The sequence below is a fragment of the Thalassovita gelatinovora genome, assembly GCF_001458355.1.
GTDB lineage: Bacteria > Pseudomonadota > Alphaproteobacteria > Rhodobacterales > Rhodobacteraceae > Thalassobius > Thalassobius gelatinovorus.
The window spans coordinates 133,991-149,099 of sequence record NZ_CYSA01000027.1; the positions used below are offsets into that span (position 1 = coordinate 133,991).

Sequence of the window (15,109 nt, forward strand, 5' to 3'; positions counted from 1 at the left end):
TGATCAGGCGCCGGTCTTTTCGGTTCGTGTTTTCTGGATCCGGGCCTGACCTTGGCGGGTGGTCGTGGTGGCTGGGCGGGAAATCCCGCCCAACCTGATCAATGTGCCATGAAGACAGGCAGTTTCGCCTTTTCCAGCATATCGCGCGTGGCACCGCCGAGGATGGCTTCGCGGAACCGCGAATGGCCATAGGCCCCCATCACCAACATATCCGCATCGGTGTCGGTGGCGTGGCGCAGGATCACGTCGGAAATACGTGGCAGCGTTTTCGACAGCACGTCTATTTCCGCCCGAATACCGTGGCGGGCCAGAAACTGCGACAGCTGACCGCCCGGATCGGACCGGTTCGGGCCATGGGCTGGCGGGTCGATCACCACCACGCGCACCGATATCGCTTCTTTCAGCAAAGGCATGGCCGCGCGTACAGCCGCCATCGATTCGTTGCTTTCGTTCCAAGCGATTGTGATCCGTTTCTGATCGGTCACATCGCCGCCATTTTCGGGCAAAACCAATACCGGGACCTTGCCGTCGAACATCGCCGCTTCGACGATGGGTTCCAATTCGGCACCGCGGTTTTCGCCGTAAGGCTGTGGCAGCAGTACCAGATCGGCAAACCGCGCATGGGCGGCAACATGCCGTCCGATATCGGCCAATTGGGCCACGCCCAGATCGGTGTTCCAGCGGATATCGGAATTGCCGAGCCGCTTTTTCACTTTCGCTTCGATCTCTTTGGCTTCGTCATTGGCGCGGGTGATGGTTTCTTGCAGAACCATCGCGTTCGCGCCTGCGTAATAATATCCGGTCTGGGTTCGATCCACCCCCAGGCAGAGCACGTCGAAATGAGCATCGTAGGCATTGGCCAATTCGATGCCTTTTTCCAGCACGGGGTTTATCAGGTCGGCATTGGTCAGTACCGTGAATAGGGTCTTGTAAGCCATGATTTTCCTCTTTGGTTCAGGGCTGCATGTGGTGACACTAAGGCCGGTTTGCGCTGCCGACTTTGATACGGGTCAATAAGAAACACCGGCGCACGACAAAAAGGAAAGATTGGTTTTGATGCAGATCAAGGCAAACATACCCCGCCCGGGCGCATTAAACGGCCAGTCTAGAACCGCCCGTGCGGCATCGAATCGTGCGGGTTAGAGACGAAGGGACGCAAAATGGTTAACTATATCAAGCTGATCGCGCTTGGTCTGGTCACGCTTCTGGCGCTGATCGCGGCCAATTACGGTCGCGATTTGGCCTATACGGTGAACGCGTTGGAAATCGCGCTGTTCGCTTTCGTGGCATTTATTTTTGTCTTGCGCCGCACGGATGAACCGGCGGGCAAGGATTTTTCAGGGGAATATATGGACGGTGTGGTGCGCTTCGGTGTTATCGCGACCGCCGTGTGGGGTGTTGTCGGCTTCCTTGTCGGGGTCATCATCGCCTTCCAGCTGGCTTTCCCGCAGTTGAATTTCGAATTCCTGCAGGGGTACGGGAATTTTGGGCGTATGCGTCCATTGCACACGTCGGCGGTTATCTTCGCTTTTGGTGGCAACGCGTTGATCGCGACTTCGCTCTATGTTGTGCAACGCACCAGTGCCGCGCGGCTTTGGGGCGGCAATCTGGCATGGTTCGTGTTCTGGGGCTATCAGCTCTTTATCGTGTTGGCCGCAACCGGTTATCTGCTGGGGGCAACCCAATCTAAGGAATATGCCGAACCCGAATGGTATGTTGATTGGTGGCTGACCATTATCTGGGTCGCTTATCTGCTGGTCTTTGCCGGTACCATCATGAAGCGTAAAGAACCCCACATCTATGTGGCCAACTGGTTCTACCTGTCCTTCATCCTGACCGTGGCATTACTGCATATCGTCAACAACCTGTCGATCCCGGTGTCGATCTTCGGTTCGAAATCGGTTCAGGTCATGTCCGGCGTGCAGGACGCGATGACGCAGTGGTGGTATGGCCACAATGCTGTGGGCTTCTTCCTGACGGCTGGGTTCTTGGGCATGATGTACTATTTCGTGCCGAAACAGGCCGAGCGCCCGATCTATTCCTATAAGCTGTCGATCATTCACTTCTGGGCGCTGATCTTCATCTATATCTGGGCTGGTCCGCACCATCTGCACTATACTGCGCTGCCTGACTGGGCGTCGACGCTTGGCATGGTGTTCTCGATCGTACTGTGGATGCCTTCCTGGGGTGGCATGATCAACGGTCTGATGACCTTGTCGGGGGCTTGGGACAAGCTGCGTACCGATCCGATCATCCGGATGATGGTGATTTCGATCGGGTTCTACGGCATGTCGACCTTTGAAGGTCCGATGATGTCGATCCGCGCGGTGAATTCGCTGTCGCATTACACCGACTGGACCATCGGCCATGTGCATTCCGGTGCTCTGGGTTGGAACGGGATGATCACCTTCGGTGCTTTGTACTTCCTAGTGCCCAAGCTGTGGAACCGCGAGCGGCTGTATAGCCTGAGCTTGGTCAGCTGGCACTTCTGGCTCGCTACGATCGGGATCATTCTTTATGCGGCATCCATGTGGGTGACCGGCATCATGGAAGGCCTGATGTGGCGCGAAGTGGATGCAAACGGCTTCTTGGTGAATTCGTTCGCCGACACCGTGGCCGCCAAGCTTCCGATGTACGTTGTGCGTGGTACGGGTGGTTTGATGTTCCTCACCGGTGCATTGATCATGTGCTACAACCTGTTCATGACCGTTAAGCGTTCGCCGGCTGTAGAAACCACGAACAGCTTGGTCCCGGCTGAATAAGGAGGCCTAGAGAGATGGGTATTCTAGACAAACACGTCGTTCTCGAAAAGAACGTAACGCTTCTCGCTATCTTCGCCTTTCTTGTCGTGACCATCGGTGGCATCGTTCAGATCGCTCCGTTGTTCTGGCTGGAAAACACCATCGAGGATGTAGAGGGCATGCGCCCCTACACCCCGCTGGAACTGACGGGCCGCGACATCTATGTCCGTGAAGGCTGCTATGTCTGTCACAGTCAGATGATCCGGCCGATGCGGGACGAGGTCGAACGCTATGGCCATTATTCGCTGGCGGCGGAATCGCAATACGATCACCCGTTCCAATGGGGATCGAAGCGGACCGGGCCAGACTTGGCCCGCGTGGGCAGCCGGTATTCGGATGAATGGCATGCCGATCACCTGCGTAACCCGCAATCGGTGGTGCCGGAATCGGTGATGCCGAAATATGGATTCCTCGAAAATCGGCCGATCGACGGCAAGTATGTTGGTGAACTGATGGCGACGCATAAATTCGTCGGCGTTCCTTACACCGATGACATGATCGAAAACGCTCAGGCAGACTTTGCCGCTCAGTCGGATCCGGATGCGGACTATGACGGGCTGCTGGAACGCTATGGTGAAGAAAGCGTGCAGGTGCGCAACTTCGACGGTCAGCCGGGCATTACCGAAGCGGATGCTTTGATCGCGTATCTTCAAATGCTGGGAACGTTGGTCGATTTTTCGACTTTCACCCCGGATGCAAGCCGCTAAGGAGGGAATGATGGAAACCTATTCCCTGCTCAGAGAGATCGCGGATAGCTGGGTGTTGCTGGCTTTGTTTATCTTCTTCGTGGGCGTCATCGTGTTCGTGATGCGCCCGGGAAGCAGCAAGACCTATCGCGACGTCGCGGACATCCCCTTCCGGCACGAAGACAAACCCGCCCCGCGCGGTGACGCCAAGGAGGCGTGAGGAAATGGCTAAGAAACCAAATCAGAAACAAGAGGTCGGCACCACCGGCCACCAGTGGGATGGTATCGAGGAACTCAACAATCCGCTGCCGCGCTGGTGGCTGTGGACCTTCTACGCCTGTATTGTCTTTGCAGTGATCTATTCTATCGCCTATCCGGCCTGGCCCGGGATCAACCGGGCTTCTGCCGGGTTCCTTGGCTGGTCGACGCGTGGCGACGTGGCGGCGGAAATCGCGACACAGGAAGCCAAGCTGGGTCCGATCAACGAAAAGCTGGCAGCAGCCGAGTTGACCGAAATTTCGGGAAATCCGGAACTGAATACCTATGCCGTGTCCGCCGGGTCCGCCGTGTTCAAGACCTGGTGCGCCCAGTGCCACGGGTCTGGGGCCGCCGGTGCCAAAGGCTATCCCAACCTGTTGGATGATGATTGGCTGTGGGGCGGCGATATCGAAGCCATCCATCAGACCATTTCCTTTGGTGTGCGCAGCGAAGATTCGGACGATACCCGGTATTCGGAAATGCCTGCCTTTGGCCGCGATGAATTGCTGGAGCCCGAACAGATCGATCAGGTGACAAACTTTGTCATGTCGCTTTCGGGCGATGCGATGGATGCGTCGAAAGTGGCGGAAGGCGCGGTTGTTTTTGAAGATAACTGCGCGGCTTGTCACGCCGAAGACGGCACCGGTGACATTTATCAGGGCGCACCGAACCTGACCGACGCGATCTGGCTTTATGGCGGGGATTACAACACCGTCAAAGAAACGATCACCAATGCCCGTTTCGGGGTGATGCCCAATTGGAACGCACGCCTTAGCGAAGCGCAGATCCGCGCCGTGGCGGCTTATGTCCATCAATTGGGTGGCGGCGAGTAACATCGCATAAAGAATACCCGAGGCGTTTCCCGACGCCCCGGGTTTGGCACCGGTCCTTCCGTCCTGTTCGCGCGTTTCCTGGAAGGCCGGTGCCTCTTATTCCTGAATTCAGGAATAAATCAACCCATCGAGCTGTCAGTTTTGCGCAGCTGGGCCCGCCGGTTGTCGTCATTTCGGCTCCAGATCGCGATGCCGATCCAGGTGAAGACATAGGTAAGACCAATACCGACAACAATTTCGCCGGGCAGTGGGCCGACATCGGCGCGTTGAAATGCCTGATCCAGACTTTGCACCGGTGTCGGGTGGACCGCCAGTTTACCGGCATAGGCCAGTGATTGAATCATCAATATCCACAAATAGTTACGTCTGATACGCCGCCCGATCGCGGTCATCATCGGGACGTGATAACGCGGATTCAGGTAATCGTTGGCCAGCGTTTTCTGCCAGTTTTCTTCCAGATGCAGATCGCCATCATCCAGCATCGGCGCATAGAAATGGGTTTCCATCCAGCGACAGCGTGCGCGCCAGACGTTGAAATAGCGATAGCGCCGGGCTTCTTGCATCAGAAAGAACACGATCAGCACACCGACCAGAACCAATGGGATCGGTGACGCATCTGGCGACGCAAAGGAAATCGACAGCGCCACCCCGAGCGTGACAACGGCCCAGTTGGTGGTTGTGTCGAGACGCGTGCGCCAGATCGTGCTGCGGTAAACTTCGCCACGATAGAGATGCGCAACGGCGGTGATTTCGGACGTTGTCAGGCTTTTGCGGTTCTTCTCGGCACTGTCTGTCAAAACCTCTCCCAAAGTTCATGCGCCCCCCGTTGGGGGACGCTCTCCTCCATGCTGGTCGGTCGACTATGGCACGGAGAAGAGCAACCGGTCAAAACCTTCCAAGAAAGCGCCGCCGGACCGGGGCGATGGGACGGGTGGGGTTCTCCGCTTTAAGTGGGGTTTTAATCTGTTTTTCAGCCACTTTGGGATAGGAAAATCCGGGTGTCCCAGTGGAATTGTTCCGTGCCGCAACAAGGAATGAACCTGCAAGTATCGTCAACATTTCAAATCTCCTGTTCCTGATGTTGTGCCGAATGAAATAGGGGATATGTGCAGTTCAGGCGACTCTGGTAATTTTACTTTAGCGTAAGTATAACTTACGAATGAATTTGCGAAATCTACCACCGTTGAGCGCCTTGCGCGCCTTTTCAGCTTTTCATCAAGCTGGCAGCATGGCCGCGGCCGGGAATATGCTGAATGTCAGTCACGCCGCGATCAGCCAGCAGATCAAGGCGCTGGAGGCGCATCTTGGATTGCACTTGCTGGACCGCAAACCGCGTATACCGGTGCTGACCGATGACGGGGTGCAACTGGCGGCCGTGCTGGACCGGTGTTTCGGGGAAATCACGCGTATGGTCGACAGTTTGGTGGATGCCGATTCCGACCGGGCGATTCAGATTTCCACGACACCGGCCTTTGCGTCGGGTTGGCTGATGCCACGATTGGCCGCTTTCCGGCAGAAACACCCCGACGTCAGCCTGATGATCGACCCCACCGCCGAGGTGAAGCCATTGGAACCCGGCGGGATTGATATCGCTTTGCGCTATGGCCGCGGGGACTGGCCGGGGCACGACGCCACATTGTTGGTCGAATCCCCGATCGTGGTGGTCGCATCGCCCGATCTGGTGCCCAAGCAGGGGCAGCTTTGCCCGGCAGAGCTGGAAAAGCTGCATTGGTTGCAGGAATTGGGCACCCATGAAAGCACCGACTGGTTGCGCGAACAGGGGGTGGAAAAACGCCCCGCTTCGGGCATGACCACGTTGCCGGGAAATCTGATCATGGAAGAAGCGCGGGCGGGCCGGGGGGCCGCCGTTCTGGCACGGGTTTTCGTCGAAGCTGATATTCAGGCCGGTCGGTTGCGAGTGCTGTATCAGGATGAACGCGAAAAGGGATATTTCCTGGTAACCCGACCCGGGATGCAACGGCCCCATCTGCGCGCGTTCACGAAATGGTTAAAGAACCAAATCGGAAATTAGATATCTGGAAGATATTTATTTGATGCAGGTCAATGCTACTTTGTGTGTTGCCTGTGAAAAGAGGTGGAAAAAAACCGAAATAATCGGAGTGATTCCGTGTCTCAGACCGAACCCGAAGCCCCGCCAAGCCTCTACGCTGCGCGAGAACCCATTTTTCCGCGCCGTGTGAAAGGCGCTTTTCGCAGTTTTAAGTGGGTCTTGATGGCGCTCATGCTGGGCGTCTACTACCTGACCCCTTGGATTCGCTGGGATCGTGGTCCGCAATTGCCCGATCAGGCGGTGTTGGTCGATCTGGCCAATCGCCGGTTTTTCTTCTTTTGGATCGAAATCTGGCCGCATGAATTCTATTTCATTGCCGGTCTTCTGGTGATGGCGGGGCTGGGATTGTTCCTGTTCACCTCTGCGCTGGGCCGGGTGTGGTGCGGCTATGCCTGCCCGCAGACGGTTTGGACCGACTTGTTCATTCTGGTCGAACGCTGGATCGAAGGCGACCGGAATGCCCGTTTGCGTCTGCATCGGCAGAAGAAAATGGATTTTCGCAAGGCCCGGCTTCGGGTGACCAAATGGGCGGCGTGGTTCCTGATCGGTCTGGCCACTGGCGGCGCTTGGGTGTTCTATTTCACCGATGCGCCGACGCTGCTGGTCGATCTGGTCACATTGAACGCGCATCCTGTCGCTTACACGACGATGCTGGTGCTGACCGTCACGACCTTTTTCTTTGGCGGTTTCGCCCGTGAACAGATCTGTATCTATGCCTGCCCGTGGCCGCGGATTCAGGCCGCGATGATGGACGAAGACACCCTGACCATCGGTTATCGCAGTTGGCGCGGGGAACCGCGCGGCAAGCACCGCAAGGCAGATGGCGCCGAAGCCTTGGGCGACTGCATTGATTGTATGGCCTGCGTCAATGTCTGCCCCATGGGGATCGACATCCGCGACGGTCAGCAGATGGAATGCATTACCTGCGGGCTGTGCATCGATGCCTGTGATGAAATAATGGAAAAGGTCGGTAAACCGCGTGGTTTGATCGATTACATGGCACTGACGGACGAAGCGGCGGAACGTGCCGGAAAACCGGTCAAAAGCATCTGGAAACATGTCCTGCGGCCGCGCACGATCATGTATACAACGCTTTGGACACTGGTCGGTGTCGGCTTGGTGGTGGCGCTGTTCATCCGGCCCGAAATCGACCTGACCGTGGCACCGGTGCGCAACCCGACTTTCGTGACCATGTCGGACGGTTCTATTCGCAATACCTATGATGTGCGACTGCGCAACAAGCATGGCGAAGACCGACCGTTCAATATCACCCTGAAGGGCGATCCGTCTTTGCGGGTGCAATTGGAAGGAACCCCCTATTCTTCGGTTTCGGTTCCAGCGGATGACATGCTGTTGCAGCGGGTCTATGTGATTGCCCCGAAAGGGTCGGAACCGGCCGAAAGCGAACGGGTCGGATTCCGTTTCTGGGTCGAAGACACAGCCAGCGGTGAACGCGCTTACAAAGATACCGTTTTCAACGGGAGGGCAAATTGATGGTCAAGGAAATCACCGGAAAACATGTTCTGATCGGTTTCGTTGCGGCCTTTGGTATCATCATTTCTGTCAATGTCGTTCTGGCGGTGCAGGCGGTGAGAACCTTTCCGGGGCTGGAAGTGAAAAATTCCTATGTCGCCAGCCAGGAATTCAACAAGCGCAAGGCCGCACAAGAGGCGCTTGGCTGGACCATCTGGGCCGGTGAAGCGGACGGGCAAATCACCCTGAAGATCACCAACGAAGACGGCCGCCCGGTGCGCGCTGCCAAGCTGGACGCGACGGTGGGGCGACCGACCGAGATCTCCGAGGATGTGACGCCCGATTTCAGCTATGATGGTGAAGCCTATGTCGCGCCGCTGCAATTGAGCGGCGGCAAATGGAACGTGCGGATGAAAGCAATTTCCGACAATGGCACCGAATTCACCCAGCGGGTCGTCCTGCATGTGAAACGGTAAACCGATGACTGCCGCGATGCGTCCCCCTCCATCGGCCTGTCCTGCCTGTATCGCCGCGCCTGCGGCCGCAGCCTTGGCCGAACAAGATCAACCGAAAGAGGCTCGGATCGCGCTGTCGGTGCCTGCCGTGCATTGTGCGGTTTGTATTTCGTCGGTGGAAAGCGCCTTGATGAAGCATCCCGGGGTGCATTCGGCGCGGGTGAACCTGACGCTGAAGCGGGTCAGCATCGAAGCCGAACCGGATGTCATGCCGCAGGATCTGACCGGTGTTCTGGACCGGATCGGATATGAGGCGCATGAATTGGACGCGGGGACGCTGTCGGCGACGGAAACCGACAAGGCCGGGCGCGACCTGCTGATGCGGTTGGCGGTGGCGGGATTTGCGTCGATGAACGTGATGCTGTTGTCGGTTTCGGTCTGGTCCGGCGCGGTGGATGCCACCCGCGACATGTTCCACTGGATTTCGGCGGCGATTGCGCTGCCGACTATCGTGTTTTCCGGCCAACCGTTTTTCCGCAACGCTTGGAATGCGTTGAAGAACAAACGGTTGAACATGGATGTGCCGATCGTTTTGGCGATCACGCTGGCGGTGATAACATCGCTGTGGGAAATATCGCTTTCGGGTGAACATGCCTATTTCGACGCGGCGCTGACGCTGACCTTTTTCCTGCTGGCGGGGCGCTATCTGGATCACCGGACCCGGGCGATTGCCCGATCTGCCGCCGAAGAATTGGCGGCGCTGGAAGTGCCGCGCGCTTTCCTGTTGATCGACGGCGAGGAAAAGCAGGTGCCGGTGGCCGAATTGAAGCTGGACGATCTGGTGCTGGTGCGGCCCGGCGGGCGGATGCCGGTGGATGGTGAAATCGTTGAAGGCACTTCGGAAATCGACCGGTCCTTGCTGACCGGTGAAACCGTGCCGGTCTTTGCCGAAGCGGGTCGGATTGTGTCGGCGGGCGAGGTCAATCTGACTGGCCCGTTGGTGATCCGCGCCACTGCGGTGGGCAAGGACACGTCGTTGCACCGGATGGCCGATCTGGTCGCCATCGCGGAATCGGGGCGGTCGCGCTATACGTCTTTGGCTGACAAGGCGGCCAAACTTTATGCGCCGGGGGTGCATATCTTGTCAGCGCTGAGTTTCTTTGGCTGGTTGCTGTATTCCGGCGATGTCCGGATATCGCTGAATATTGCCGCCGCCGTGCTGATCATCACCTGTCCTTGTGCCTTGGGGTTGGCGGTGCCTGCGGTGACGACGGCGGCGTCGGGGCGGTTGTTCCGCAAGGGGATGCTGATCAAGCACGCAACGGCGCTGGAACGGTTGGCGCAGGTCGATACGGTGGTTTTCGACAAGACCGGCACCTTGACCGCGGGAACGCCGGAACTGATCAATATGGGCGATCACGCTGTGCGCGATCTTGAAATCGCGCTGGCCTTGTCGCAAGGCAGCGCGCATCCGCTGTCGGTGTCACTGCGTTCGGCGTTGACCGCGGCCGGGGTGAAACCGGCCCGGGTCGAGGGCCTGACCGAGGTGCCGGGTTACGGCACCGAAGGCCGTTGGCAGGGTGTGCGCGTCCGGTTGGGCCGGGCCCAATGGGTTGGGGCAGAACCGCGCGGTGAAACCAGCGCTTGGCTGTCGGTCGCGGGCGAAGCACCGAAAGCTTTCGCCTTTACTGACCGTCTGCGCGATGGCGCAGAGGAGGCGGTCAAGGCGCTGCTGGACAGCGGCAAGGAAATTATCCTGATGTCCGGTGATGCGCCGGCTGCGGTGGAAAAACTGGCACTTCGGCTGGGCATTCAGGATTGGGTGGCCGAAGCCCTGCCCGAAGACAAGGCGGCGCGGATCACTGCGTTGGGGGCGCAGGGTAAACATGTTCTGATGGTCGGTGACGGGTTGAACGATACCGCCGCGCTGAGCGCGGCGCATGTGTCGATTTCGCCGGCATCGGCGCTTGATGCCGCGCGGGTGGCGTCCGATATCGTGCTGCTGGGCGGTGATCTGAGCCCGATTGCGGATGCGGTGAAAACCGCCCGATCTGCCACAAAGCGGATTCGGGAAAATTTCCGCATCGCCACGATCTATAACGTGATCGCGGTGCCGATTGCGGTGCTGGGTTTGGCAACGCCGCTGGTTGCGGCCTTGGCGATGTCGGCCAGTTCGATTACAGTTTCTCTCAATGCATTGCGGCTGAGGTAAGTGATATGGACGTACTGGCCTATCTGATCCCGATTTCACTGATCCTGGGCGGTCTGGGGCTTTTGTTTTTTATCTTCACGGTGCGGACCAATCAATACGATGATCCCGAAGGCAATGCGCAACGTATCCTGAATGGCGATTGGGACGATCATCCGAAGCCCTGACGCGGGCACTTTCAGTAAAAAACAACCGGCGACAAGTGCGTTCGCCGACAGAAATACGCCGGACCGTTTTGCGGCCCGGCGTATTTTCAGATCCGGTGGGGCATTCGGGCCGGTGTCGTTGTTCAGCCGGGTCCGACCATGAAGCAGGTGACTTGCCGTGCCTGCAAACGGCGGCAGGCCAGGTCGGCACTGTCGCGGGTCATGCCAAGGAAGTTGGCGTCATAGCCATTTTTACGGTTCACGACCTTGCGCAAGCTGCCGTCAAGCGTGCTCATTTCTGTCAGTGCCACTTTCAGAAGCTGCCGTTCGGCGGCGTAGCGGCTGGGATAGCGACCAATATTGATGCCCCAATGGCGCCCGCCCGAAGTGCTGACACGGGTGACGACTTCGGGTTCCGGCGTGGCGGATTCGCGGGCCAGGGTTTCTTCGACTGCAGCCGCGTTTTCGGCGCTGGCCAGAACCACGTCTTCGGGGCGCATTTTGGGGGTGACGGCGGGGGTGCCTGCTGTTTCAACTTCGGCCAAGGCGCTGTTGATGTCATCCTTGAGCGCCAGCAGGACCGGCGGTTTGGCCTGTTCACCGGGACGCAGCCGCGGGCGCAGGCTGCGCTTTACGGCGGTGGCCATCCGGATGGTTTTACCTTCTGCGCCCGATTCGGGTGCGATACCGGCGTAATTGGGCCGCTGTGGTTTGCGGGTTGCGACCCGGTTGGGTGCCCGGCGGAACCCCAGATCCATCAGTTCGGCAACCTGTGCGTTGCGCGTGGTGGTGGAGCGGCCACCGAAAACTGTGGTGATGATTCGCTTGTTACCGCGTTCGGCTGACGCAACGAGGTTGAAACCGGCGGCGCGGGTGTAGCCCGTCTTGATCCCGTCCGCACCTTTATAGGCGTTCAAAAAGCGGCGGTTGGTGTTGCTGACTTCGCGCACACCGGCATCGGTGGAACGGCGCGAAAACAGGTTGTAATATTGCGGATAGTCGAAAAACAGATGCCGTCCGAGGGTGGTCATGTCGCGGGCGGTGGACAAATGGCCCGATTCCGTCAGCCCGTTGGCGTTCTTGAACGTGGTCCGGGTCATCCCCAGCGCTTTGGCGGTGCGATTCATCCGGCGGGCAAAGGCCGCTTCGGAGCCTGAAATCGCGATGCCGATGGCGGTGGCGGCGTCATTTGCGGATTTCACCGCTGCGGCGCGGATCAGATAGCGCAGCTTGATCCGCTGCCCGGTCACAAGACCCAATTTCGACGGCGGTTCGGCGGCGGCTTTCTGGGCCACGCGCACCACGGTGTCGAGGCTGATTTCGCCATGCTCGATCGCTTCGAAAGCGATATAGAGCGTCATCATCTTGGTCAGGGAGGCGGGATGCAGACGAGTATCGGCATTGCGTGAATGCAGCACTTCGCCCGACCGGGCATCAATGACCATAGCTGCGTAAGGGGCTGCGTGCGCGCTAAGCGGCACAATAGCCAGAATCCAAATAAATGCGAACATCACCAAGCCCAAGCGGGCCGGTTTCCACTGCTGATCCGTCACGATCACTGCCTTTGCTGCCTCTGCGCCGACGGTTTGCCCATCTGGCGACGTTTATTATGAACAGGCTAGCACATGAATTTTCACGAATAAAGCAATCATTTTTAAGGCTTTTGTTCGTTTCGGGGGGCGAACAGCGGACGAACGGCCGTTGCTGCGCAAATCTTGGGGGTAACTGGGGTGGCATCCCCAACAAGTGCGATTGCGGCAAGATTGTGAATTTTTCAATCTCTGGTTTTGCGGGTGGTTTTTTGCCTAATTTTTGAACATATCCGGTCGCGTCACCCGCGTGGATGTCGGGGATCGGTCGCGTTTTGCCAAAGTTTCGGTATTCCAGCCGACTTGCGCCTTTTCATTCCGTGCCTGTCTCGCGCGAACAGGCCCTGCAGATTTCGGCAAGGGATCGGGCAAGGCGGTAACTAAAGTCCTCAACCCGTTTCGATCCGTTCGATCAACGCGGATAATTGGCCCAGATGGTCAAGCGCATGATATCTGTGCGACGCGACTGGCGGGTCGGCCCGTTCGATTTCCCAGACCAATCCGTATGGCACGTAGACCCCCCACCCTCCGACTTCGACCATTGGCACCACGTCGGATTTCATCGAATTGCCCACCATCAGCCCGGTTTCTGGTCCGTCGCCCAGTCGGCTGAAGATTTCGGCATAAACGGTTGGGTTTTTTTGGGACACGATTTCGACCCCGTCGAACAAATCGCCCAGACCCGATTGCGCCAGTTTGCGTTCCTGATCCATCAGATCGCCCTTTGTGATCAGGATCACCCGGTGGGTTTCCGCCAAAGCTGTAACCGCTTCGCGGGCATGGGGCAGCAATTCAATTGGATGTTGCAGCATGTCCTGCCCGGCATCTATCAAAGCCCGGATCACTGACCCCGGCACCCGGTCGCCGGTCACGTCCAATGCGGTTTCGATCATCGACAGGACAAAGCCTTTGATCCCGAACCCGTACTGGCCGATATTACGTTTTTCCGCCTGCAACAGACGGTCCATCAGGTGATTAGAATCGGCATAATCCTGTAGCAGGGTTGCGAATCGATCCTGTGTCAGGCGAAAAAAGCGTTCGTTATGCCAAAGAGTGTCATCCGCATCGAACCCGATTGTTACAAGTTTTCCGGCCAAGTTTTCCCCTCTGCCTGCGGCAGACCTCTTTCCTATTCTAACACACAGGTTATATAGACCGTTCTAAGCCACAACCGTCAAAACCAAAGAAGCGTGCTCATGATCGATTGGCCCGTCAAAATGTCTGACAAGAAAGACGATGATTCCGATCTGTCCGTCGTGTTGCAGACCCGACCGAAAACCAAGCGGCCACCGCTTTATAAGGTCATGCTGTTGAATGACGATTACACGCCGATGGAATTCGTCGTGCAAGTGCTGGAACGGTTTTTCGGAGTGAACCACGCACAGGCCTTTGAAATCATGCTGACGGTGCATAAAAAAGGTCTGGCCGTGGTTGGAGTGTTCAGCCACGAAATCGCGGAAACCAAGGTGACGCAGGTGATGGATTTCGCCCGTCGTCATCAGCACCCGCTGCAATGCACAATGGAAAAGGAATGATCCTTTTCCCCTGTCAAAGGGTCTGATCAGATGAGCCATCCACGTCTATCGCTGGCCCTTGAGGGCGGCGGTCTGAACCTGTCCGATGGCCGGATCGGTGTGTTTGCTGCGCGGTCCGATACCGATTTGTCCGATCTGCCGCAGGCGCAATGCCAGATCGTGACCGGTTTCAAACCCGATTTCGACCGGTTGAGCGGTCAGGGGTTCGATTGCACGATCACCCCCGAAGGGCGCTATGCGGTCAGCATTGTTTTCTTGCCGCGTGCCAAGCGGTTGGCCCGGGCGCTGATTGCGCGGGCGGTGGCGCTGACCGATGGGGCCGTGGTGATCGACGGGCAAAAAACCGACGGTGTCGACAGTGCATTAAAAGAAATCCGCAAGCGCATCGACGTGCAGTCGGTGATTTCCAAGGCGCATGGCAAATTGTTCTGGTTTACCGGAAGCGTCGATCTGAGCGATTGGGACGCACCCGAAACGGTCGAGATCGAAGGCGGCTTCGTCACCGCGCCGGGGGTGTTTTCCGCCGATGGCATCGATCCGGCTTCGGACCTTCTGGCGGCGGCCTTGCCGCAAAAACTGAGCGGTGACTGGGCCGATCTGGGGGCCGGGTGGGGATACCTGTCGCGGGCCGTGTTACAGCGCCCGGCAGTGAAAACCCTGAGTCTGGTCGAAGCCGATCATGCGTCACTGGATTGCGCCCGGATCAATATCGAAGACGAACGCGCCACGTTCCATTGGGCCGATGCGACCACATGGCGCGCGGATCGTCGATTGAACGGTATCGTGATGAACCCGCCGTTTCATACCGGGCGCGCCGCAGATCCCGAATTGGGCCGGACCTTTATCGCGGCGGCGGCGCGAAATCTGTCGCCACAGGGTGAATTGTGGATGGTGGCCAACCGACACCTTCCCTATGAAACGGCTCTTGCCGGTTTTTTCACCGATGTTAAAGAAGCGGCAGGCGACAATCGGTTCAAGGTTCTTCACGCCAAACGGCCCTCTCGTCAGAAACGTTAGACCCGGTTACCCTACCTTTCAGAATCAGGAGCTTCG

15 protein-coding genes are annotated in these 15,109 nt (G+C 57.8%); 11 read left to right on the plus strand and 4 right to left on the minus strand.

Annotation, left to right across the window (positions count from 1 at the left end; genetic code table 11):
• Positions 1–98 precede the first annotated feature (98 nt).
• Positions 99–938: a universal stress protein gene (locus TG4357_RS16970; protein WP_058264092.1), complete on the minus strand. Its 840-nt coding sequence runs from the start codon at positions 936–938 to the stop codon at positions 99–101.
• 222 nt (positions 939–1,160) lie between these two features.
• Between TG4357_RS16970 and ccoN the strand changes: the two genes are divergently transcribed.
• Genes ccoN through ccoP form a run of 4 tightly spaced genes read left to right on the plus strand, consistent with a single transcriptional unit; the run spans position 1,161 to position 4,578 of the window.
• Positions 1,161–2,762: a cytochrome-c oxidase, cbb3-type subunit I gene (ccoN, locus tag TG4357_RS16975; protein WP_058264093.1), complete on the plus strand. Its 1,602-nt coding sequence runs from the start codon at positions 1,161–1,163 to the stop codon at positions 2,760–2,762.
• Between the two features lie 14 nt (positions 2,763–2,776).
• The gene (gene ccoO / locus TG4357_RS16980) at positions 2,777–3,508 is read left to right on the plus strand and encodes a cytochrome-c oxidase, cbb3-type subunit II (protein WP_058264094.1); all 732 of its coding nucleotides are present in this window, start codon (positions 2,777–2,779) and stop codon (positions 3,506–3,508) included.
• A gap of 10 nt (positions 3,509–3,518) precedes the next feature.
• The gene (locus TG4357_RS16985; RefSeq protein ID WP_058264095.1) at positions 3,519–3,707 is read left to right on the plus strand and encodes a CcoQ/FixQ family Cbb3-type cytochrome c oxidase assembly chaperone; all 189 of its coding nucleotides are present in this window, start codon (positions 3,519–3,521) and stop codon (positions 3,705–3,707) included.
• A 4-nt stretch (positions 3,708–3,711) separates the two neighbouring features.
• Complete coding sequence (gene ccoP / locus TG4357_RS16990; protein ID WP_058264096.1) at positions 3,712–4,578, plus strand: cytochrome-c oxidase, cbb3-type subunit III; 867 nt, start codon at positions 3,712–3,714, stop codon at positions 4,576–4,578.
• Positions 4,579–4,697: 119 nt separating this feature from the next.
• Here ccoP and TG4357_RS16995 read toward each other — a convergent pair whose 3' ends face one another.
• Positions 4,698–5,375 carry a DUF2270 domain-containing protein gene (locus TG4357_RS16995; protein WP_058264189.1) on the minus strand — a complete coding sequence of 226 codons (678 nt, stop codon included), beginning with the start codon at positions 5,373–5,375 and terminating at the stop codon, positions 4,698–4,700.
• 362 nt (positions 5,376–5,737) lie between these two features.
• Here TG4357_RS16995 and TG4357_RS17000 point away from each other — a divergent pair, with 362 nt between their 5' ends.
• The 5 genes from TG4357_RS17000 (at position 5,738) to ccoS (ending at position 10,953) form a co-directional block, all read left to right on the plus strand.
• The gene (locus TG4357_RS17000) at positions 5,738–6,610 is read left to right on the plus strand and encodes a LysR family transcriptional regulator (protein WP_058264097.1); all 873 of its coding nucleotides are present in this window, start codon (positions 5,738–5,740) and stop codon (positions 6,608–6,610) included.
• Positions 6,611–6,673: 63 nt separating this feature from the next.
• Positions 6,674–8,143 (plus strand): cytochrome c oxidase accessory protein CcoG, encoded by a 1,470-nt coding sequence (gene ccoG, locus TG4357_RS17005; RefSeq protein WP_425329297.1) that lies wholly within the window; start codon positions 6,674–6,676, stop codon positions 8,141–8,143.
• The gene (locus TG4357_RS17010; protein ID WP_058264099.1) at positions 8,143–8,598 is read left to right on the plus strand and encodes a FixH family protein; all 456 of its coding nucleotides are present in this window, start codon (positions 8,143–8,145) and stop codon (positions 8,596–8,598) included. The genes ccoG and TG4357_RS17010 overlap by 1 nt, the downstream gene beginning before the upstream one ends.
• A 4-nt stretch (positions 8,599–8,602) precedes the next feature.
• A complete protein-coding gene (locus tag TG4357_RS17015; protein ID WP_058264100.1) occupies positions 8,603–10,789 on the plus strand; it encodes a heavy metal translocating P-type ATPase in 2,187 nt (728 codons plus the stop codon).
• 5 nt (positions 10,790–10,794) lie between these two features.
• Complete coding sequence (ccoS, locus tag TG4357_RS17020) at positions 10,795–10,953, plus strand: cbb3-type cytochrome oxidase assembly protein CcoS (RefSeq protein WP_058264101.1); 159 nt, start codon at positions 10,795–10,797, stop codon at positions 10,951–10,953.
• Between the two features lie 122 nt (positions 10,954–11,075).
• Here the strand turns inward: ccoS and TG4357_RS17025 are convergent, their stop codons facing one another.
• On the minus strand, positions 11,076–12,443 hold the full coding sequence (locus TG4357_RS17025) for a D-alanyl-D-alanine carboxypeptidase family protein (RefSeq protein ID WP_058264190.1): 1,368 nt from the start codon (positions 12,441–12,443) through the stop codon (positions 11,076–11,078).
• A 467-nt stretch (positions 12,444–12,910) separates the two neighbouring features.
• Positions 12,911–13,618 carry an HAD family hydrolase gene (locus tag TG4357_RS17030; protein WP_058264102.1) on the minus strand — a complete coding sequence of 236 codons (708 nt, stop codon included), beginning with the start codon at positions 13,616–13,618 and terminating at the stop codon, positions 12,911–12,913.
• Between the two features lie 99 nt (positions 13,619–13,717).
• Between TG4357_RS17030 and clpS the strand changes: the two genes are divergently transcribed.
• Together clpS and TG4357_RS17040 are read left to right on the plus strand one after the other, a co-directional pair.
• Entirely contained in the window at positions 13,718–14,056 is a 339-nt protein-coding gene (gene clpS, locus TG4357_RS17035) for an ATP-dependent Clp protease adapter ClpS (RefSeq protein WP_058264103.1), read from the plus strand.
• 30 nt (positions 14,057–14,086) lie between these two features.
• Positions 14,087–15,073: a class I SAM-dependent methyltransferase gene (locus TG4357_RS17040; protein WP_058264104.1), complete on the plus strand. Its 987-nt coding sequence runs from the start codon at positions 14,087–14,089 to the stop codon at positions 15,071–15,073.
• Positions 15,074–15,109: the final 36 nt, after the last annotated feature.